The following is a 19,915-nucleotide window of genomic DNA, read 5'->3' as shown; positions in this document are numbered from 1 at the left end:
CCGGCTTGCCGGCGAATAGGCCCTTGAACCTGATATCGGGCGTCAGGACGCCTTCGCAGGCCAGCCAGCGCCTACGAGAATTGCGCGCATAAAAAAAACGCGCCACCCGGGAAAGGTGGCGCGTTTGGCTGACTCAGGAGGAGGATCAGCTGCCGGCGACGGTCATGCGCTCGATCAGCACCGAGCCGGTGCGGATGTTGCTGCGCAGTTCCAGATCGTTACCCACGGCGACGATCTGCTTGAACATGTCGCGCAAATTACCGGCAATGGTCACTTCCTGCACCGCGAACTGGATCTCGCCGTTCTCGACCCAGAAGCCTGCCGCGCCACGGGAGTAGTCGCCAGTGACCATGTTCAGGCCATGGCCCATGAGTTCGGTGACCAGCAGGCCGCGTCCCATGCGCCGCAACAGCGCAGCCTGATCTTCATCGCCATGGGTGACGAACAGGTTGTGCACCCCGCCGGCGTTGGCAGTGCTGGGCATGCCCAGTTTGCGCCCGGAATAGGTGCCGAGCACATAGGACACCAATTCGCCGTCCTTGACGAAGGGCTTGGCATAGGTGGCCAGGCCATCGCCATCGAATGCCGAACTGCCCATGGCGCGCATCAGGTGCGGCCGCTCGTCGATCGTCAGCCACTGGGGAAACAGCTGCTGGCCCAGGGCGCCTTCGAGGAACGAGGATTTGCGGTACAGGTTGCCGCCGGAGATCGCGCCGAGAAAACTGCCGAACAGACCGCCGGCCAGTTCTGCGGAAAACAGCACCGGCACTTCGCAGGTCGGCACCGGACGGGCACCCAGCCGGCTGGCCGCACGCTGGGCCGCGCGCTGACCGATGCTCGCCGGATCCGCCAGCAACTGGCCCTGGCGATTGACGTCGTACCAGTAGTCGCGCTGCATCTGGCCGTTGGCCTCGGCGATCATCACGCAGCTCAGGCTATGGCGGGTCGAGGCGTAACCGCCGATGAAACCATGGCTGTTGCCATACACCCGGCAACCCTGGTGGGTGCTCAAGGTGGTGCCATCGGCATTCTTGATCCGGCTGTCGGCGGCAAAGGCTGCCGCCTCACAGGCCAGGGCCTGCTCGATGGCTTGCTCGGGCGTGATGTCCCAGGCATGGAACAGATCGAAGTCCTGCAGGTCCTTGGCCATCAGGGACGCATCGGCCAGGCCCGACGCTTCATCTTCCGACGTGTGCTTGGCTATCGCCAGCGCCGCAGCCACGGTTTCACGAATGGCCTCCGGACCGCTGGCAGAAGTGCTGGCCGAGCCTTTGCGCTGGCCCACATAAAGGGTGATGCCAAAGCCCTGGTCGCGGTTGAACTCCACGGTTTCCACTTCCCGCTGGCGCACCGACGTCGACAGCCCCTGCTCCAGGGACACCGCCACTTCGCAGGCACTGGCCCCCTGGCGCTTGGCCTCGGCAACAATCTGCTCGACTTGCTCCTGCAGGGCCGGCAAAGCCTGTGGGCCGACGCTTTGTGCTGCACTCATGCTGTTCTCCACTCAAATTCTGCTTTCGATTAAGGCCGGCGAGCGACCGAGCCGGACAAGCGGCCCTCGACTGGTTATCATGGCGGCGTTTCTTTGCGGACTGCCACCATGGTTGATTCTTACGACGACTCCCTCGATGGGGAGAAAAGCAAATCCCAGGTCAAACGCGAGCTGCATGCTCTGGTTGATCTCGGCGAGCGCCTTACCACCCTCAAGCCCGACCTGCTGAACAAACTGCCTCTGACCGACGCCTTGCGCCGGGCGCTGGCGGATGCTCCCAAGCACGTCGCCCATATCGCCCGCAAACGCCACCTGCAATTCATCGGCAAGCTGATGCGGGACCAGGACACCGACGCGATTCTGCAACTGCTTGACCAACTCGATGCCTCCACCCGGCAGTACAACGAACGCTTCCATAACCTGGAACGTTGGCGTGACCGCCTGATCGGTGGCGGCGATGACGTCCTGGAAAAGTTCGTCAACGAGTACCCGGATGCCGATCGCCAACAGCTGCGTTCCCTGATCCGTCAGGCCCAGCACGAGGTGGCCCATAACAAGGCGCCGGCCTCCAGCCGTAAAATCTTCAAGTACATCCGCGAACTGGACGAGACTCAACGCGGTCTGCGTTGAGCCCTCCACGGGCGAGCTGCCCGGCAGCTCGCCCGACGCCCTCCTTCCTATGCCCCTGTGCCACCCACGGTGATCGCATCGATCTTCAGGGTTGGCTGGCCGACGCCCACCGGCACCGATTGGCCATCCTTGCCACAGGTGCCGACACCGCTGTCCAGGGACAAGTCATTGCCCACCATCGACACCCGGCTCATGGCCTCGGGACCGTTGCCGATCAGGGTCGCGCCCTTGACCGGAGCGGTGATCTTGCCGTCTTCGATCAGGTAGGCCTCGCTGGTGGAGAACACGAACTTGCCGCTGGTGATGTCCACCTGGCCGCCGCCGAGGTTGGCGCAGTAGATGCCCTTCTTCACCGAAGCGATGATTTCCGCCGGGTCGCTCTCGCCCCCCAGCATGTAGGTGTTGGTCATGCGCGGCATCGGCAGGTGGGCATAGGATTCGCGCCGCCCGTTGCCGGTGCGGGCCACGCCCATCAGGCGGGCATTGAGCTTGTCCTGCATGTAGCCCTTGAGCACGCCGTTCTCGATCAGCGTGGTGCATTCGGTCGGGGTGCCTTCGTCGTCCACGCTCAGGGAACCACGGCGCCCGGCCAGGGTGCCGTCGTCGACGATGGTGCAGAGCTTGGAGGCCACGCTTTCGCCCATGCGCCCGCTATACGCCGAACTGCCCTTGCGGTTGAAGTCGCCTTCCAGGCCATGGCCCACGGCTTCGTGCAGCAGCACCCCGGACCAGCCGGAACCCAGCACCACCGGCAAGGTGCCGGCCGGTGCCGGAATCGCTTCCAGGTTGACCAGGGCCTGGCGCAACGCTTCACGGGCATAGCCCATGGCCCGGTCCTCGCTGAGGAAATACCGATAGTCGGTCCGCCCGCCACCGCCGTGGCCACCGCGCTCGCGGCGACCGTTCTGTTCGACGATGACGCTGACGTTGAAGCGCACCAGCGGCCGCACATCCGCCGCCAGGCCACCGTCGGTGGAGGCCACCAGGATGCGCTCCCAGACCCCGGCCATGCTCACGCTGACCTGCTGGATACGCGGATCCAGGGCCCGGGTCGCGGCGTCAACGCGCTTGAGCAGCTCGACCTTCTCGGCGCGGCTGATGACCTCCAGTGGATTGTCCGGTGCGTACAGCTGAGCCACGTCCTGGGTCGAGAACGCCTGCACCGTGCCGTTCTGCCCGGCCCGGGAAATCGAACGCGCCGCTCGGGCAGCGAGGCCCAGGGCTTCCAGGGTGATGGCGTTGCTGTAGGCAAAGCCGGTCTTCTCACCGGACTGCGCCCGCACCCCAACCCCCTGGTCAAGGTTGAAGCTGCCTTCCTTGACGATCCCGTCTTCCAGGGACCAGGACTCGGAAATCTGTCCCTGGAAATACAGGTCGGCGGCGTCGATGCCCGGGCCGGCCAGATCCCCCAGCACGCCCTGCAGGCTTTCGATGGTCACGCCGCCAGGGGCTAGAAGATGTTCACTGACTGAGGACAACAACCCGCTCATATGCTTTGACCTTAAATTCGTCGTACTTATGCAAGCCGTTGAACGCCTTGCGAGAAAATGCGCCGGTGACTGAACACCGGCATCCGCGCCCGAATGGACGCCTGCTCACTGCTGTCGCGCTCGGCCAGCAGCACAGCCTCACCTTGATCCTGCTGCGCCAGCACTCGCCCCCAAGGGTCGACGATCGCGGCGTGGCCGTAGGTTTCCCGAGGGCCCGGGTGCACGCCCCCCTGGGCCGCCGCCAGCACATAGCACTGGGTCTCGATGGCCCGGGCCCGGATCAGCACCTCCCAATGCGCGGCACCGGTCACTGCGGTAAAAGCCGAAGGCGCGCTGATCAATTCGGCGCCGGCAGCGCGCAACTCGCTGTACAGCTCGGGAAAACGCAAGTCATAACAGACCGTCAGCCCCAGGCGCCCCACCGGCGTATCCGCCACCACCACGCGGTTTCCATGAGCATAGTCATCGGATTCGCGATAGCGGCCGCGATTGTCGGCCACGTCGACGTCGAACAGGTGCAACTTGTCGTAGCGCGCCACCCACTGCCCCTGGTCATCCACCAGCAACGAACAGGCGTTGGACTTGGCATCGGGCTGATTCTCAGGCGGCAGCGGCAGGGTGCCGGCGACAATCCATAACCTGAGGTCGCGGGCGGCCTGTTTCAACCACGGCAGGATCGGTCCCTCGCACAGGGCCTCGGCGCGACCGATGGCGGCCATGTCGCGACGACCCATGGCCGCGAAGTTTTCCGGCAGCACCGCCAGCTTGGCGCCACCGGCGGCAGCGCGTTCGAGCAGGCTGCGGGCCTGCTGCAGATTGGCCAGAACATCGCTCTGGCTGACCATTTGAATCACCGCAAGAGACATGGCGTACTCCGTGTTGGGTAGGCCGCCATGCTACTCCATAGGCACGAATCGAGGATTCTCAAAACGGCTTGTCGAAGGTGATTTTCGGCTCTTTCCACGGGCCCTTGACGTTGTACTTGACGCTGGCGAAGCGCGCCACGCGGTCACCGATCAGCTTGTCGATCAGGAACAGCGCCCCACCCACCGCCGGAGCGCCGACAATCAGCGCGGCGATCGGCAGGTTGTTGGTCACCGGCAAGGTCACCAGCAACTTGGCGTCCACCTGATCGGCCACCATGTCCAGGGTGCCATTGAGCTCCAGATTGCTCGACGGCCCGGTCAGGGTGATCGGTTCTCGGGTGACATAGACGCCGTTGCTCGCCACCAGCACGCCACGCACCCGGTCGTAGCTCAGGCCCTTGCCGAACAGATCGGAGAAGTCCAGGCGCAGCCGCCGGCCGATGGAGTTGAAGTTCAGCAGACCGAATACCCGCAGCGCCTGGGCGCCGCCCTCGACTTCAACGAACTGGCCCTTGCGCAAGGTGGCGTCCAGGCTGCCGGAGTAGCGCTTGAGGCCGACCCAGGCCGGCGAGCCCGGCCAGCGACCGTCAACATCCAGATGAAAATCTTCGCTGGTTACCGTGGGCGCAAAGCCCCAGCCCTTGAGCACGTCGGCCAGGTTCTTGCCGCCAATGCGCCCGCGGTACCAGCTGTTGCTGGCACCGGCCTGGCCTTCCCAACCACCCTCGCCTTGCAGCTGCATGCCCTTGAGCCCCAGGTCGAGGCTGTTGAAGCTCATGCCCTTGGCGGTAGGACGCACCTTGAGCGCCCAGCGGCCGATCAGGTCCGGGCCCTGGAACAGTTGCTCGATGGCGATATCCAGCGGCGGCACATTCTTGGGGTCCACCGAAGCCAGCGGATCGGGCGCATTCTCGTCGGCCTGGGCCGCCGGGTCTGCGGCCGGCAAGCGCACGTATTGCATATTGATCGCCATCGGCGCCGCCTTGGCATCGGGGATGCCGACAGTGCCCTTGGCCTGCTGACTGTCAATCTGCAACGTCCAGGCGGCGGGCTGCCGGGTCAGCTGCAGGTTGACCTGATCCAGGCGGGTGCCAAAGGCGCTGAGCGTCCCGACCTTGAAGTCAGCACTGCTGAGCAACTGCTTGGCGCTGCCTCCCGGGTCCTTCCCGGCATAGCGGTCCACCAGGTTCTTCCAGGGCTCGACATCCAGCTCGGACAAGATCCCGCGCACCCGCAGCCCTTTGCTGGTGGGCAGCAAGGCCGCGCCGTCGCCGAGAAACAGTTCGCCACGGCCCTCGCCGAGCTTGCCGCTGGGGGCGGCGAACGTGAAGTCGGCCAGCTCGCCGTAATCGAACCAGTAGCGGCGCTCGGCCCCTTGCAGGGTCATGCGGAACACACTGTTGCGACCGGTGCTGGCGCTCATGCCGAACGGTGCCGGCAGGTCCACCGCCACCCCCTTGAGACTGGAGCTGACCATCAACTGACTGTCGGCGCCATCGAGGTTCAGTTGCAACTGATAGGGCAGCTCGCCAGAGACCGGCAGCGGCTGGCTGACCTGCAACCAATCGGTGAGCTTCTTGATTGCCACCTGCCCCTTGGCCACCACCCGCGTATTGGGCTTGCCGGGCTTGCCATCGGCGAAAATCTGCGCGCTCACCGGCCGGTCGAAGGCCTGGGCACTGATGCCCTCGCCACTGAGCCCCTTGCTGCTGTCAAAGCGGAAGTCGCCCTTGAGCTGACTCAGCTCCAGTGCCGGCTCACTGAGCTTGAGGCGCGCCTTGTCGGTCTTGAAATCCACCACGATCTTCGGCTCTTCGCCCTTGACCAGCGGGATGTCCAGATCCAGCTTGCCTTGCAGGTCACCCTCGCCCTGCCAGCCGGCAAAGGTCGCGGCGGTGCCGATCGGCGCCTCCTGCAGGATCTTCACCCCATCGCCCAGGCCGCCGGCAAAACTGCCGTCGATCAACATGTGGCTGCTGTGCCCGCTGGCCACATGGGGAATGTTGACGAAGACATCCCGCACCTTGGTGTCCAACAACTGGCCCTTGCTCGCGACGATGCGCACGCCGCTGTCTTCGACGAACACATCGCCACTGATCTTGCTCAGGTGCGGCCAGCCCGGCTGGAAGGCCAATTCAGCGTCATGCACCTTGAAAAACAGGCTGATGCTACGAGCCGCTTCGATGGCGTCATGGTTCAGCGAACCCTGGTACTGGAAGAAGCCCTCATCCACCGCGCCCTTGAGAATCGCCGTGCGCAGCCATTCATCCAGCGCCGGGCTGAGTACCTGGGGCAGGTACTTGGCGGTGTAACGACCATCGCCCTCCACCAGGCCGACCCGCAGGTCCATGTAGTCTTCCTGGCTGTGGTCCAAGTGCAGCCGGATCAGGAAATCGCCGGCAATCTTGCCCTCCTCCCCCAGCACCTTGAGATACGGAGCGATCAGGGTGAAACCTTGCTTGTCCAGTTTCCAGGTCAGGGTGGCGTTGGCCTGGATGTACTGCCAGGGCTTGGCGAAGATCGGGTACAGGTGCAGGGAGAAATCCTTGCTGTCCATGCGCAGCTCGCCCTGCCCCAGGTCACCGCTGATGCTGCCGCTGACATTGCGGGCCGCCGGAGCGCCGTGATAGGCGTCGAAGCCGACCCGATCAAGGTTGGCGGCGAAGCTCAGGCGCTGGTCGCCGGTGTTCTGCGGGCGATAGTCGAGCAGCACATTGCGCAGCCCGCCGGTGACCTTCAAGCGCTCGACAGTGGTGGCCAGGCCTTCCGGCAGGGGTGCCAGGGCATTGAGGATCGGCGTGAGCGGTGTCAGGTCCAGGCGATCGGCCTGCAGATGCCAGAGTTCTTCTTGATTGTCGCCGGCCAGGGTTTGCTGCAGTTGCAGGCGCGACTCCCAACGGGTCTCGCCAAGGCTCAGCGCCAGGGAGTCCAGTTGCACCTGCATGCCCTGATCGCTGCGCTGGAAGAAGGCGTTCAACGCCAGGTTCTTCAGGGTGACCGGCGTGCGCTCGGCATAGGCGCCAGTGAGCTGGGGCGCATTCAGGCGCAGCGCCGCGCTCTGCACGCTGCCCTTGGCCCAGTTCAGCCACAGCTCACCGCCGGCCTTGAGTTCGGAGAGTTTCCATTGCTGAGTGACACGCGCCGGCAGCCAGCGTGACCAGTCGCTTTGCGGCAGGCTCAGGTACAGCTCGGCCTGGGCGTCGCGCCAAGCCTGCGCCTGGATCCGCGTGCGCAGATTGACGGCCAGGGGCTGCCCGTCCGGCAGGGTCAGACGCAGGTCAAGACGCTGGCGGCTGGGACCGGTGCGCAGGTTGAGGCCGACATAGGTCAGGGCCAGCGGCGCATGATCCTGCGGCAGCAAGGTGACCTGGCTGTCCAGCAGGGACAGCTCGGCAACCTGCTGCAAGCGGGTCAGCAGTTGCTCCGGGTCCATGGGCTGGTCCTGCTGCATCGGCAGGCCTTGCAATTGCCACTGGCCGTCCGCGCCCTCCTTGAGGCTCAGGCTCAGGCCACTGAGTTCCAGGCGCCCTATGCGCAGGTCCCGGGCCAGGAGGCTGCCGAGCATGTCCGGGGCCACGCTGACCTGATCCAGGCGCAGGGCATTGGCCCCGTCGCCCACCGTCACATCGTGGGCCAGCAGGATCGGTGACAAGCCGCTCCAGCGGCCCTCCAGACTGCCAATCTGCACCGGCAAGCCCACAGCCTGCTGCACCTTGGCTTCGACCTCGGCCTGGTACTCGGCCACCAAAGGAGTCAGCTCCCGCCCCAGACTGACGTACAGGGCAATCACCACCAACAGCAACGCGCACAGGCCCAGGCCCCAGCGAGTCAGCGTGGCGAACAGACGGATCAGCCGCTCCATTTCAGTTGGCTCCCACGGCAAAAGTCATGCAGAAAGCTGAAGCCAGCCATTTCCACTGAGGTAAGACACGGGGACTCAGAGCAGCACCACGTCGTATTGTTCCTGGGAATACATGGTTTCGACCTGGAACCTGATGGTCCGGCCGATAAAACCTTCCAACTCCGCAACGTTGCCCGACTCTTCGTCCAGCAGACGATCCACCACTTTCTGATTGGCCAGCACTCGGTACCCTTCTGCCTGATAAGCCCGGGCCTCGCGGAGAATTTCGCGGAATATTTCGTAACAGATGGTTTCCGGGGTCTTCAGCTTGCCCCGCCCCTGACAACTGCTGCAGGGCTCGCAGAGCACCTGCTCCAGGCTTTCCCGGGTGCGTTTGCGGGTCATCTGCACCAGCCCCAGCTCGGTGATGCCGATGATGTTGGTCTTGGCGTGATCGCGCTCCAGCTGCTTCTCCAGGGTCCGCAGCACCTGGCGCTGGTGTTCTTCGTCTTCCATGTCGATGAAGTCGATGATGATGATCCCGCCCAGGTTGCGCAGGCGCAGTTGCCGGGCAATGGCGGTGGCGGCTTCGAGGTTGGTCTTGAAGATGGTTTCCTCAAGATTGCGATGACCGACGAAGGCGCCGGTGTTGACGTCGATGGTGGTCATGGCTTCTGCCGGATCCACCACCAGATAGCCACCGGACTTGAGCGGCACCTTGCGTTCAAGCGCCCTTTGCACTTCATCCTCGACCCCGTACAGGTCAAAGATCGGCCGCTCGCCGGGATAGTGTTCCAGGCGGTCGGCAATTTCCGGCATCAGTTCAGCCACGAATTGCGTGGTCTTCTGGAAGGTTTCCCGGGAGTCGATGCGGATCTTCTCGATCTTCGGGTTCACCAGGTCGCGCAGGGTGCGCAAGGCCAGGCCCAGGTCTTCATAGATCACATTGGGTGCGCCGATGGTCTTGATCTGCGCACCGATCTGATCCCACAGCCGGCGCAGGTAGCGGATGTCCATGAGGATCTCGTCGGCCCCGGCCCCCTCGGCGGCGGTGCGCAGAATGAAACCACCCGCTTCCTTGATGCCTTCCTGGGCCACGCAATCGCTGACCACCTGTTTCAGGCGCTCGCGCTCGGCCTCGTCCTCGATCTTCAGCGAGATGCCGACATGGGCGGTGCGAGGCATGTACACCAGATAGCGCGAGGGAATCGACAACTGGGTGGTCAGGCGCGCGCCCTTGGTGCCGATGGGGTCCTTAGTGACCTGCACCACCAGGCTCTGCCCTTCATGGACCAGGGCGCTGATGCTCTCCACCGCCGTGCCTTCGCGGGTGGAGATTTCCGAGGCATGGATAAATGCCGCGCGATCCAGGCCGATGTCGACAAAGGCCGCCTGCATGCCGGGCAGAACCCGTACCACCTTGCCTTTGTAAATGTTGCCGACGATGCCACGGCGCTGGGTGCGCTCGACGTGAACCTCTTGCAGCACTCCGTTTTCGACCACCGCCACCCGCGATTCCATCGGCGTGATGTTGATCAGAATCTCTTCACTCATGGCAGTGTCTCGTTCAGGCGTGTTCATAGAAGGCCGCAGCTGTCTTACACGGCGCTTTAGCGCACTGGAAGGTTTTGCCAACAGGGTATGCCGAAATGGCCGAGCAATTCTGCGGTTTCGCATACCGGCAAGCCGACCACGGCGGAATAACTGCCATTGAGCCCTGCGACAAACACCGCTGCAAGTCCCTGGATCGCATAACCACCGGCTTTGTCCCGGGGCTCGCCACTGGCCCAGTAGAGCGCCGCCTCTGCTGCCGAAACGGGACGAAAACGCACCAGGCTGCGCACCACTCGCGACTCGCAACGCTCGCCGTCGAGCAGGGCAATGGCGGTCAACACTTCATGCTCGCGGCCGGACAGGGCCATGAGCATGTCCAGGGCGTCGGCCTGGTCCCGCGGCTTGCCCAGGATCCGTCCATCGAGCACCACGGCGGTATCGGCTCCCAGCACACAGGCCGGAGCCTGGGACTCGCTGCTGGTGATCAGGGCGCGGCCGGCAGCCGCCTTGCCCCGGGCGAGGCGCTCGACATAGGCGGCCGGAGATTCGTCGGCCAGCGGCGTTTCATCGATATCGGCACTGATGACGGTGAACGGCACGCCGATCTGGGTGAGCAGCTCACGTCGACGGGGCGAACCGGAGGCGAGGTAAAGCGGATTCATCAAGACATCTCCCTGTCGAGGTGCGGGCCAATGCCTGACCGAATTAGTTGATTTTGAAACGTCGACGCAAGCCACGCAGGCCAAAGCTGACCCAAGGCCATAACAAGGCGCTGACCAGGGCCGGCAGCACCAGGGCCAGGGTTGGCTGGCGATTGCCGGTCAGGGCGCTGAGCCAGAGCTGGACCAGCTGCGCCAGACCGAAGATCACCAGGATCACCAGGCTTTGCTGCCACATCGGGAACATCCGCAGGCGCTGCTGCAAAGACAGCACGAGGAAAGTGATCAGGGTCAGAATCAGTGCGTTCTGTCCCAGCAGGGTGCCGTAGAGCACGTCTTCCGCGAGCCCCAGGCACCAGGCCGTGACCATGCCGACCTTGTGCGGCAGGGCCAGGGCCCAGAAAGCCAGCAACAGGGCCAGCCACAACGGGCGCAGGACTTCCATGAACTGAGGCAGTGGCGACACGCTGAGCAACATACCGATCAGGAACGTCAGCCAGACGATCCAGCCGTTTTGTGAATAGGGGGTGCCCGCCATTATTCTCTTCCTCCGGTGGTGGCCGGTGCTGCTGCCGCAGGCTTGGTTGCCGCAGGCTTCACCACGGGTTTATGGACCGGCTTGGCCGGTGCGTGGGTCGGGGGCTTGGCTGGAGTTGCTGGCGCAGCGGGCGCCGTGCTGGCGGGTGCAGCAGCATTTGCCGCCGGCTTGGGCACCGTGGCCGGCACCACCGGCGCCGCGTTGCCACCTTGCTGATCCTGGGCTTCCTGGGCCTGGGCGGCATCGTTGGCCCGTTCCTCGGCGGTACGCGGATCGCTGAACACCAGCAGCAGGTAACGGCTGCGGTTCAAGGCGGCAGTGGGCACCGCCCGCACGATGGCGAACGGCTGGCCGGAGTCGTGGATCACTTCCTTGACCGTGGCCACCGGATAACCCGCCGGGAAACGCTGGCCGAGGCCGGAGCTGACCAGCAGGTCGCCTTCCTTTATATCCGCCGTATCGGCCACATGCCGCAGTTCCAGGCGCTCCGGATTGCCGGTGCCGCTGGCAATCGCGCGCAGACCGTTGCGATTGACCTGTACCGGAATGCTGTGGGTGGTGTCGGTGAGCAGCAGCACGCGGGACGTGTAGGGCATCAACTCCACCACCTGGCCCATCAGGCCACGGGCATCGAGCACCGGCTGACCGAGAAAGACCCCATCGCGCTCACCTTTATTGATGATGATGCGGTGGGTGAAGGGGTTCGGGTCCATGCCGATCAACTCGGCCACTTCGACCTTCTCGTTGACCAGTGCCGAGGAATTGAGCAGTTCGCGCAGGCGCACATTCTGCTCGGTCAGGGCGGCAAGCTTTTGCATGCGCCCCTGCAGCAGCAGGTTTTCGGTCTTGAGTTTTTCGTTTTCAGCGACCAGTTCGGTACGACTGCCGAACTGACTGGCCACGCCCTGCCATAGCCGCTGCGGCAGGTCGGTGATCCAGTAGGACTGCATCAGCACCAGCGACATCTGGCTACGCACTGGCTTGAGCAGTGTGAAGCGGGCATCGACCACCATCAGTGCGACCGACAGCACGACCAGCACCAGGAGGCGCACGCCTAATGAGGGGCCTTTGGCGAAAAGCGGTTTAATAAGCCGCTCCTCCCAGGCAAATGTTGTGTTTATTCATACGGCATCAAACCGGCCTGGATGCAGATTGACAGAAGATAAACGCCACAGGCAGCACTGCAAAGTGCTGCCTGTGAGCGCAACAGCATAGATGCCCGCCGCGAAGTTATTCGCTGGAGAGCAGGTCCATGGTGTGTTTGTCCATCATTTCCAATGCACGGCCACCGCCGCGAGCGACACAGGTCAGCGGATCTTCGGCGACGATCACCGGCAGACCGGTTTCCTGGGCCAGCAGCTTGTCCAGATCACGCAGCAGGGCGCCACCACCGGTCAGCACCAGGCCACGTTCGGCGATGTCCGAGGCCAGTTCCGGCGGCGATTGCTCCAGGGCGCTTTTCACCGCCTGAACGATAGTAGCCAGGGACTCTTGCAGAGCTTCCAGCACTTCGTTGGAGTTCAGGGTGAAGGCACGTGGCACGCCTTCGGCCAGGTTACGACCGCGCACGTCGACTTCGCGCACTTCGCCGCCCGGGTAGGCGGTGCCGATTTCCTGCTTGATGCGCTCGGCGGTGGACTCGCCGATCAGGCTGCCGTAGTTGCGGCGCACGTAGGTGATGATCGCTTCGTCGAAACGGTCGCCGCCAACCCGCACGGATTCGGCGTAGACCACACCGTTCAGGGAGATCAGGGCGATTTCAGTGGTACCGCCACCGATGTCCACGACCATCGAACCGCGAGCTTCTTCAACCGGCAGGCCGGCACCGATGGCTGCGGCCATAGGCTCTTCGATCAGGAACACTTCACGGGCACCGGCACCAAGGGCCGATTCACGGATGGCGCGACGCTCAACCTGGGTGGACTTGCATGGAACGCAGATCAGCACACGAGGGCTGGGCTGCAGAAAACTGTTTTCATGAACCTTGTTGATGAAGTACTGCAGCATCTTTTCGCAGACGCTGAAGTCGGCGATCACGCCGTCCTTCATCGGACGAATGGCGGCGATGTTGCCCGGAGTACGACCGAGCATGCGCTTGGCCTCAGTACCAACCGCGACAACACTTTTCTGATTACCGTGGGTCCGAATGGCCACAACCGATGGTTCATTCAGGACAATACCGCGCTCGCGCACGTAAATAAGGGTGTTGGCAGTGCCCAGGTCAATGGAAAGATCGCTGGAAAACATGCCACGCAGTTTCTTGAACATGGGAAAGGGACCCTAGGCAACGCGTGGGTAAAAAAGTGCGGCAAACTCTAACAACGACAGGGATTTTGGGCAAGGCGCCAATATGTTAAATTGGCCGCTTTTCTGTGCACCAAACCCCACAATCGCGGCCATAAGACCGTAGAAATGCGGTAGTGTTCCGACAATCTAACACGCGGACGAAATCCGTTTTTGTTTTCCACTGGAGAATCCCATGGCGCTTGAACGCTCCGACGTGGAAAAAATCGCTCATTTGGCCAGCATCAAGCTCAATGAAGGCGATCTTCCACACATCACCTTGGCCCTGAACAGCATTCTCGGGCTGGTGGATGAAATGCAGGCAGTCGATACCGACGGTATCGAGCCCCTGGCCCACCCTCTGGAAGCCAGCCAGCGCCTGCGCGCAGACGTTGTGACCGAGTCCAATCATCGCGAGGCTTATCAGTCCATCGCACCAGCGGTCGAAAGCGGCCTGTATCTGGTTCCGAAAGTCATCGACTAAAGGGAAAGAGCCTGCAATGCATCACATGACTCTGGCCGAGATCGCCCGCGGACTCGCCGACAAGAAATTCTCTTCCGTAGAACTGACCCAGACCCTGCTGGCGCGCATCGCCCAGCTGGATCCGCAGATCAACAGCTTCATCAGCCTCACCCAGGACCTGGCCCTGAGCCAGGCCCAGGCCGCCGACGCCCGTCGCGCCAACGGTGAGAGCGGTGCCCTGCTGGGCGCGCCGATCGCCCACAAGGATCTGTTCTGCACCCAGGGCATCCGCACCAGCTGCGGCTCGAAGATGCTCGACAGTTTCAAGGCGCCCTACGACGCCACCGTGGTCGCCAAGCTGGCTGCGGCCGGGGCCGTGACCCTGGGCAAGACCAACATGGACGAATTCGCCATGGGCTCGGCCAACGAGTCGAGCTGGTATGGCGCGGTGAAGAACCCGTGGAACCTGGAACACGTGCCCGGCGGTTCGTCCGGCGGTTCCGCCGCAGCGGTTGCCGCACGCCTGCTGCCGGCCGCCACCGCCACCGACACCGGCGGCTCGATCCGCCAACCGGCCGCCTTCACCAACCTCACCGGCTTGAAGCCGACCTACGGTCGCGTTTCCCGCTGGGGCATGATCGCCTACGCTTCCAGCCTCGATCAGGGTGGCCCGCTGGCCCGCACCGCCGAAGACTGCGCAATCCTGCTGCAAGGCATGGCCGGCTTCGACCCGAACGACTCCACCAGCATCGATGAGCCGGTGCCGGACTACAGCGCCGGCCTCAACGGCTCGCTGCAGGGCCTGCGCATCGGCGTGCCGAAGGAGTACTTCAGCGCCGGTCTCGACCCGCGCATCGCCGAGCTGATCCACAACAGCATCAAGGAGCTGGAAAAGCTCGGCGCGGTGATCAAGGAAATCAGCCTGCCGAACATGCAGCACGCGATTCCTGCGTACTACGTGATCGCCCCGGCGGAAGCCTCCTCCAACCTGTCGCGTTTCGACGGCGTGCGCTTCGGCTACCGTTGCGAGAACCCGGCCAACCTGGAAGACCTGTACAAGCGCTCCCGTGGCGAAGGCTTCGGCAGCGAAGTGCAGCGCCGGATCATGGTCGGTGCCTATGCCCTGTCCGCCGGCTACTACGACGCCTACTACCTCAAGGCACACAGGGGATCCGTCGCCTGGTGAAGAACGACTTCATGACCGCGTTCAACGAAGTCGACATCATCCTCGGCCCGACCACGCCCAACCCGGCCTGGAAGCTCGGCGCCAAGAGCAGCGACCCGGTCGCTGCGTACCTGGAAGACGTCTACACCATCACCGCCAACCTCGCCGGCCTGCCGGGCCTGTCGATGCCGGCCGGTTTCGTCGACGGCTTGCCGGTCGGCGTGCAACTGCTCGCCCCGTATTTCCAGGAAGGCCGCTTGCTCAACGTTGCGCACCAGTATCAGTTGAACACTGACTGGCACACCCGCACCCCAACCGGCTTCTGAGGAGACACACATGCAATGGGAAGTCGTGATCGGGCTGGAGATTCATACCCAGCTCACCACTCAATCGAAGATTTTCTCCGGTAGCTCCACCGCCTTCGGTGCCGAGCCCAACACCCAGGCCAGCCTGATCGACCTGGGCATGCCCGGCGTGCTGCCGGTGCTGAACCAGGAAGCGGTGCGCATGGCGGTGATGTTCGGCCTGGCGGTAGACGCCGAGATCGGCCAGCACAACGTGTTCGCCCGCAAGAACTACTTCTACCCGGACCTGCCCAAGGGCTACCAGATCAGCCAGATGGAGCTGCCAATCGTTGGCAAGGGCCACCTGGACATCCCTCTGGAAGACGGCACCATGAAACGCGTCGGCATCACCCGTGCGCACCTGGAAGAAGACGCCGGCAAGAGCCTGCATGAAGAGTTCAACGGTTCTACCGGCATCGACCTGAACCGCGCCGGCACGCCGCTGCTGGAAATCGTGTCCGAGCCGGACATGCGCAGCGCCAAGGAAGCCGTGGCCTACGTCAAGTCGATCCACGCCCTGGTGCGCTACCTGGGCATCTGCGACGGCAACATGGCCGAAGGCTCGCTGCGTTGCGACTGCAACGTCTCGGTCCGCCCCAAGGGCCAGGTCGAGTTCGGCACCCGCTGCGAGATCAAGAACGTCAACTCGTTCCGCTTCATCGAGAAGGCCATCAACTCCGAGATTCGTCGCCAGATCGAGCTGATCGAGGACGGTGGCAAGGTGATCCAGCAGACCCGCCTGTACGATCCGAACAAGGACGAAACCCGTCCGATGCGCAGCAAGGAAGAAGCCAACGACTACCGTTACTTCCCCGATCCGGACCTGCTGCCAGTGGTCATCGAGGACGCCTTCCTCGACCAGGTGCGCGCCATCCTGCCCGAGCTGCCACCGCAGAAACGCGAGCGTTTCCAGGAGCAGTTCGGCCTGTCGACCTACGACGCCAGCGTCCTGGCCACCAGCCGCGAACAGGCGGACTACTTCGAGAAAGTCGCCAGCATCGCCGGTGACGCCAAGCTCGCCGCCAACTGGGTCATGGTCGAGCTGGGCAGCCTGCTGAACAAGCAGGGCCTGGAAATCGACGAAGCCCCGGTTTCCGCCGAACAGCTGGGCGGCATGCTGCTGCGGATCAAGGACAACACCATCTCCGGCAAGATCGCTAAGACCGTGTTCGAAGCCATGGCCAATGGCGAGGGCACTGCTGACGAGATCATCGACAAGCGCGGCCTCAAGCAAGTCACCGACACCGGCGCGATCTCCGCGGTGCTGGATGAAATGCTCGCGGCCAACGCCGAACAGGTCGAGCAGTACCGCGCCGCCGATGAGGCCAAGCGCGGCAAGATGTTCGGCTTCTTCGTCGGCCAAGCGATGAAAGCATCCAAAGGCAAGGCCAACCCGCAACAGGTCAACGAACTGCTGAAAAGCAAGCTCGAAGGCTGATCGCGGTTTAACCGCAAGCGGCCCGGGCCGCTTGCGTGTGACGAGGGAGCGGGCTCCCGTTCGGTCGCGCAGCAACGGCACACCGGCCAGCGCCATTCCTGCAAGGAACATCGCCGCCGGCTTGCGGTCTGCCAGACAGACCGGCGGGAGCCCGCTCCCTCGCCACATCAACCATCGGAGCCCACCGAATGAAGCGTCTGGTTGCCACTAGCGCCCTGCTCGCTCTGCTCACTGGCTGCGCCACCAGCCACGTCATCGACCCTCGGGGCTATGACGAAACCGGCACGGCCTCCTATTACGGTGCTCGCCACCACGGCAATCGCACCGCCAGCGGCGAATCCTTCGATCAGAACGGCCTGACCGCCGCCCACCGCGAACTGCCCTTCGGCACCCGAGTGCAAGTCACCAACCTGGGCAACGACAAGAGCGTCGTGGTCCGTATCAACGATCGTGGCCCGCACACCCGCGGCCGCCTGATCGACCTGTCCCGCGCCGCCGCGCAACAGCTGGACATGCTGCGCAGCGGGACCGCCAAAGTGCGGGTCCAGGCCCTCAGCGACTGACCGACGGAGCCCAAGCCATTACCGCCTTTGCCGAACTGCCCCTGCTCAGCCTGATCCAGCTCATCAGCGGCCTGGTGATGCTGATCGCCGGTGCCGAACTGCTGGTGCGCGCGGCCGTGCGCCTGTCCGCGCGCCTGCGGGTGCGCCCGCTGATCATGGGCCTGAGCGTCGTCGCCTTCAGCAGCAGCGCGCCACAGATGGCCATCAGCCTGCAAGCGACCCTGGCCGATAACACCGACATCGCCGTGGGCAGCGTGATCGGCAGCAGCATCTTCAACATCCTGGTGATCCTTGGCCTCTCGGCATTGATCATTCCCCTGCGAGTGTCCCGGCAGCTGGTGCGCCTGGATATCCCGCTGATGATCGGTGCCAGTGCGCTGGTCTTTGTCCTGGCCTATAACGAACGCCTCACCCCCTCCGACGGCCTGATCCTGCTGGCGGCCCTGCTGCTCTATCTGGTTCTGCTGCTGCGCCAATCCAGGCACCCGGCACGCGTGCCGCTGCCTAGCGCCACCGACCGCCGTGGTTACGCCCCGCGCCTGAGCAGCATGTTGCTGGTGCTTCTGGGTCTGGGGCTGCTGGTGTTCGCCGGCCATCTGCTACTGGGAGCGGCGGTCACCGTCGCCGACGACCTTGGCTTGTCGGAACGGGTCATGGGACTGACCGTGATCGCGGTCAGCACCTCCCTGCCGCAACTGGCCACCTCGCTGCTCGCCGCCGTGCGGGGCCAGCGGGACATTGCCGTGGGCAACGTGATCGGCAGCAACCTGTTCAATCTGCTGGGCGTACTGGGCTTTACCGCGCTGGTCGCGCCGACTCCGCTGTCGGTTTCGCCCAACGCCCTGGACTTCGATCTGCCGGTACTGCTCTGCGTGGCCGTGCTGTGCCTGCCGGTGTTCTATTCGGGGTATCGCATCACCCGCGCCGAAGGCCTGCTGTTTCTCGGGCTGTACCTGGCCTACGGGCTGCACGTGGTGTCCTTCACCACGGGCATGCCGCTGGCCGGCAAGCTGGAACACTTGATGCTGTTTTTCGTCCTGCCAGCGTTGGTAGCGTTTCTGCTGTTCAGTTCGCTACGGGCCTGGCGCCGCCAACACAAGAGAGAAGCGCCATGAGCGAGAACAAGAAAAGCGGACTGCAAATGCGTCGCCAGGTGATGGGCGATGCCTTCGTCGATCGCGCCCTGGGCAATGCCACCGAGTTCACCCAACCGCTGCAGGACTTCGTCAACGAGCATGCCTGGGGCGGGGTATGGAATCGTGAGGGGCTGCCGCTGAAAACCCGCAGCCTGATCACCCTGGCCACCCTGACCGCCCTGAAATGCCCGCAGGAGCTGAAAGGCCATGTGCGCGGCGCCCTGAACAATGGCTGCACCGTGGAAGAAATACGTGAAGCCTTGCTGCATTGCGCGGTGTATGCCGGAGTGCCGGCGGCCATCGATGCGTTTCGCGCCGCCCAGGAGGTGATAGACACCTATCAACAAGCGCAGTGAACCCGCTGTTCGCCGGCCAGTCGGCTCCTACCCTCGCCCTGTAGGAGCCGGCTGGCCGGCGAACAGCGTCAGATCCACCCGCCCCACTGCAAGACAAAGATCCCGATGTTGGTGGTCACCGCCGCCATCACCGTGGTGATGACGATAATGGCTGCCGCCAGCTCATGATTGCCATTGGCCGCCCTGGCCATGACAAAGCTCGCCGCCGCGGTGGGGCTGCCAAAATACAGAAACAGAATCCCCAGCTCCGCACCACGAAACCCGCACAGCCAGGCGCCGAAGGTGGCCAGCGTCGGCAGGCTCACCATCTTCAGCAAGCTCGAACTCATGGCCATCCGCCCACTGTTGCGCAAGGCCGCCAGGGACAGCGTGCCGCCAATGCAGATCAACGCCAGGGGCAGGGACATCTGCGCCAGATAGCGGCCCGAGGTTTCCAGCCAGCCGGGCAGGCCGATCTGCCAATAGGCGAACGGCGCGGCCGCCAGCACGCTGACGATCAAGGGATTGCTGAACACGCTCTTGCAGATGCTCCAGGGATCGGACTTGATCACCGGGCTATAGACCGCCAGGACAACGGTCGACAGGGTGTTGTAGAACAGAATCACCAGCGCCGCGAGCAACGCCCCCAGGGAAATCCCGTAATCCCCATACATGCTGGCCGCCAGGGCCAGACCGATGATCGCGTTGTTGCCGCGAAATGCCCCCTGGGTATAGATCCCCCGATCCTCCTTGGGACAGCGCCAGATAGCCCAGCACCAGGCAAGGACGAAACAGGCCAGGGTGGCCACGGAAAAGTAGATCAGCACCCCGGGTTTTAACGAGGCATGCAGATCGGCGTGGACGATGCCGAGAAACAACAGCGCCGGCATGGTGACATTGAAGACCAGGGCCGACGCGGTGTGGATGAAGCTGTCGTTAATCCAGCCGACACGCTTGAGCACCAGCCCAAGAAACAGCATGGCAAAGACCGGCGCGGTGATGCTCAGGGTTTCGAAGAAGATTGCCAGCATGCGCGGGGGACCTTGAGCCTGTCGTTAGGGCGCTAATGATAATCCAATCGAACAATGCCGTCGCAATCGGCTTCTTGACGCCCGGTG

The 19,915-nt window shown here is 63.7% G+C and carries 16 protein-coding genes and 1 pseudogene; 7 read left to right on the top strand and 10 right to left on the bottom strand.

Going from position 1 to position 19,915, the window contains the following annotated elements; genetic code table 11:
• Positions 1-145: 145 nt before the first annotated feature.
• Positions 146-1,492 carry a metalloprotease PmbA gene (gene pmbA / locus POS17_RS04545; RefSeq protein WP_060837543.1) on the bottom strand — a complete coding sequence of 449 codons (1,347 nt, stop codon included), beginning with the start codon at positions 1,490-1,492 and terminating at the stop codon, positions 146-148.
• Positions 1,493-1,600: 108 nt separating this feature from the next.
• Here pmbA and yjgA point away from each other — a divergent pair, with 108 nt between their 5' ends.
• Positions 1,601-2,122, top strand: coding sequence for a ribosome biogenesis factor YjgA (gene yjgA / locus POS17_RS04540; protein WP_016966626.1), 522 nt, complete (start codon positions 1,601-1,603; stop codon positions 2,120-2,122).
• A gap of 47 nt (positions 2,123-2,169) precedes the next feature.
• Here the strand turns inward: yjgA and tldD are convergent, their stop codons facing one another.
• The 8 genes from tldD to mreB all read right to left on the bottom strand — a co-directional run bounded on the left by tldD (position 2,170) and on the right by mreB (position 13,338).
• Positions 2,170-3,612, bottom strand: a complete 1,443-nt coding sequence (tldD, locus tag POS17_RS04535; protein ID WP_060837542.1) for a metalloprotease TldD — start codon at positions 3,610-3,612, stop codon at positions 2,170-2,172.
• 26 nt (positions 3,613-3,638) lie between these two features.
• On the bottom strand, positions 3,639-4,478 hold the full coding sequence (locus tag POS17_RS04530; protein ID WP_060837541.1) for a carbon-nitrogen hydrolase family protein: 840 nt from the start codon (positions 4,476-4,478) through the stop codon (positions 3,639-3,641).
• 58 nt (positions 4,479-4,536) lie between these two features.
• Positions 4,537-8,340, bottom strand: coding sequence for a YhdP family protein (locus POS17_RS04525; protein WP_060837540.1), 3,804 nt, complete (start codon positions 8,338-8,340; stop codon positions 4,537-4,539).
• A gap of 75 nt (positions 8,341-8,415) precedes the next feature.
• Positions 8,416-9,873, bottom strand: coding sequence for a ribonuclease G (gene rng, locus POS17_RS04520; RefSeq protein WP_060837539.1), 1,458 nt, complete (start codon positions 9,871-9,873; stop codon positions 8,416-8,418).
• Between the two features lie 56 nt (positions 9,874-9,929).
• Positions 9,930-10,535 carry a Maf family protein gene (locus POS17_RS04515; protein WP_060837538.1) on the bottom strand — a complete coding sequence of 202 codons (606 nt, stop codon included), beginning with the start codon at positions 10,533-10,535 and terminating at the stop codon, positions 9,930-9,932.
• Positions 10,536-10,578: 43 nt separating this feature from the next.
• Positions 10,579-11,070 carry a rod shape-determining protein MreD gene (gene mreD, locus POS17_RS04510; RefSeq protein ID WP_016963426.1) on the bottom strand — a complete coding sequence of 164 codons (492 nt, stop codon included), beginning with the start codon at positions 11,068-11,070 and terminating at the stop codon, positions 10,579-10,581.
• A complete protein-coding gene (mreC, locus tag POS17_RS04505) occupies positions 11,070-12,158 on the bottom strand; it encodes a rod shape-determining protein MreC (protein WP_082729821.1) in 1,089 nt (362 codons plus the stop codon). The genes mreD and mreC overlap by 1 nt, the downstream gene beginning before the upstream one ends.
• A 142-nt stretch (positions 12,159-12,300) precedes the next feature.
• The gene (gene mreB, locus POS17_RS04500; protein WP_002555108.1) at positions 12,301-13,338 is read right to left on the bottom strand and encodes a rod shape-determining protein MreB; all 1,038 of its coding nucleotides are present in this window, start codon (positions 13,336-13,338) and stop codon (positions 12,301-12,303) included.
• Between the two features lie 211 nt (positions 13,339-13,549).
• Between mreB and gatC the strand changes: the two genes are divergently transcribed.
• From gatC to POS17_RS04470, 6 genes and pseudogenes are all read left to right on the top strand, one after another.
• Positions 13,550-13,837 carry an Asp-tRNA(Asn)/Glu-tRNA(Gln) amidotransferase subunit GatC gene (gatC, locus tag POS17_RS04495; RefSeq protein WP_041115970.1) on the top strand — a complete coding sequence of 96 codons (288 nt, stop codon included), beginning with the start codon at positions 13,550-13,552 and terminating at the stop codon, positions 13,835-13,837.
• A gap of 16 nt (positions 13,838-13,853) precedes the next feature.
• Positions 13,854-15,307 (top strand): annotated as a pseudogene (gene gatA / locus POS17_RS04490) (Asp-tRNA(Asn)/Glu-tRNA(Gln) amidotransferase subunit GatA).
• Between the two features lie 10 nt (positions 15,308-15,317).
• Complete coding sequence (gatB, locus tag POS17_RS04485; protein WP_060837536.1) at positions 15,318-16,763, top strand: Asp-tRNA(Asn)/Glu-tRNA(Gln) amidotransferase subunit GatB; 1,446 nt, start codon at positions 15,318-15,320, stop codon at positions 16,761-16,763.
• A gap of 188 nt (positions 16,764-16,951) precedes the next feature.
• Positions 16,952-17,326 (top strand): septal ring lytic transglycosylase RlpA family protein, encoded by a 375-nt coding sequence (locus POS17_RS04480; RefSeq protein WP_060837535.1) that lies wholly within the window; start codon positions 16,952-16,954, stop codon positions 17,324-17,326.
• Positions 17,327-17,376: 50 nt separating this feature from the next.
• Entirely contained in the window at positions 17,377-18,441 is a 1,065-nt protein-coding gene (locus POS17_RS04475) for a calcium/sodium antiporter (RefSeq protein WP_082729820.1), read from the top strand.
• A complete protein-coding gene (locus POS17_RS04470; RefSeq protein WP_060837533.1) occupies positions 18,438-18,818 on the top strand; it encodes a carboxymuconolactone decarboxylase family protein in 381 nt (126 codons plus the stop codon). Before POS17_RS04475 ends, POS17_RS04470 begins: the two co-directional genes overlap by 4 nt.
• A gap of 68 nt (positions 18,819-18,886) precedes the next feature.
• Here the strand turns inward: POS17_RS04470 and POS17_RS04465 are convergent, their stop codons facing one another.
• The gene (locus POS17_RS04465; protein WP_060837532.1) at positions 18,887-19,828 is read right to left on the bottom strand and encodes an AEC family transporter; all 942 of its coding nucleotides are present in this window, start codon (positions 19,826-19,828) and stop codon (positions 18,887-18,889) included.
• Between the last annotated feature and the right edge of the window lie 87 nt (positions 19,829-19,915).

The organism is Pseudomonas sp. Os17 (genome assembly GCF_001547895.1).
Lineage (GTDB): Bacteria > Pseudomonadota > Gammaproteobacteria > Pseudomonadales > Pseudomonadaceae > Aquipseudomonas.
Note: the sequence above shows the minus strand (reverse complement) of the source record. Positions and strands in the feature narration are given on the sequence as shown.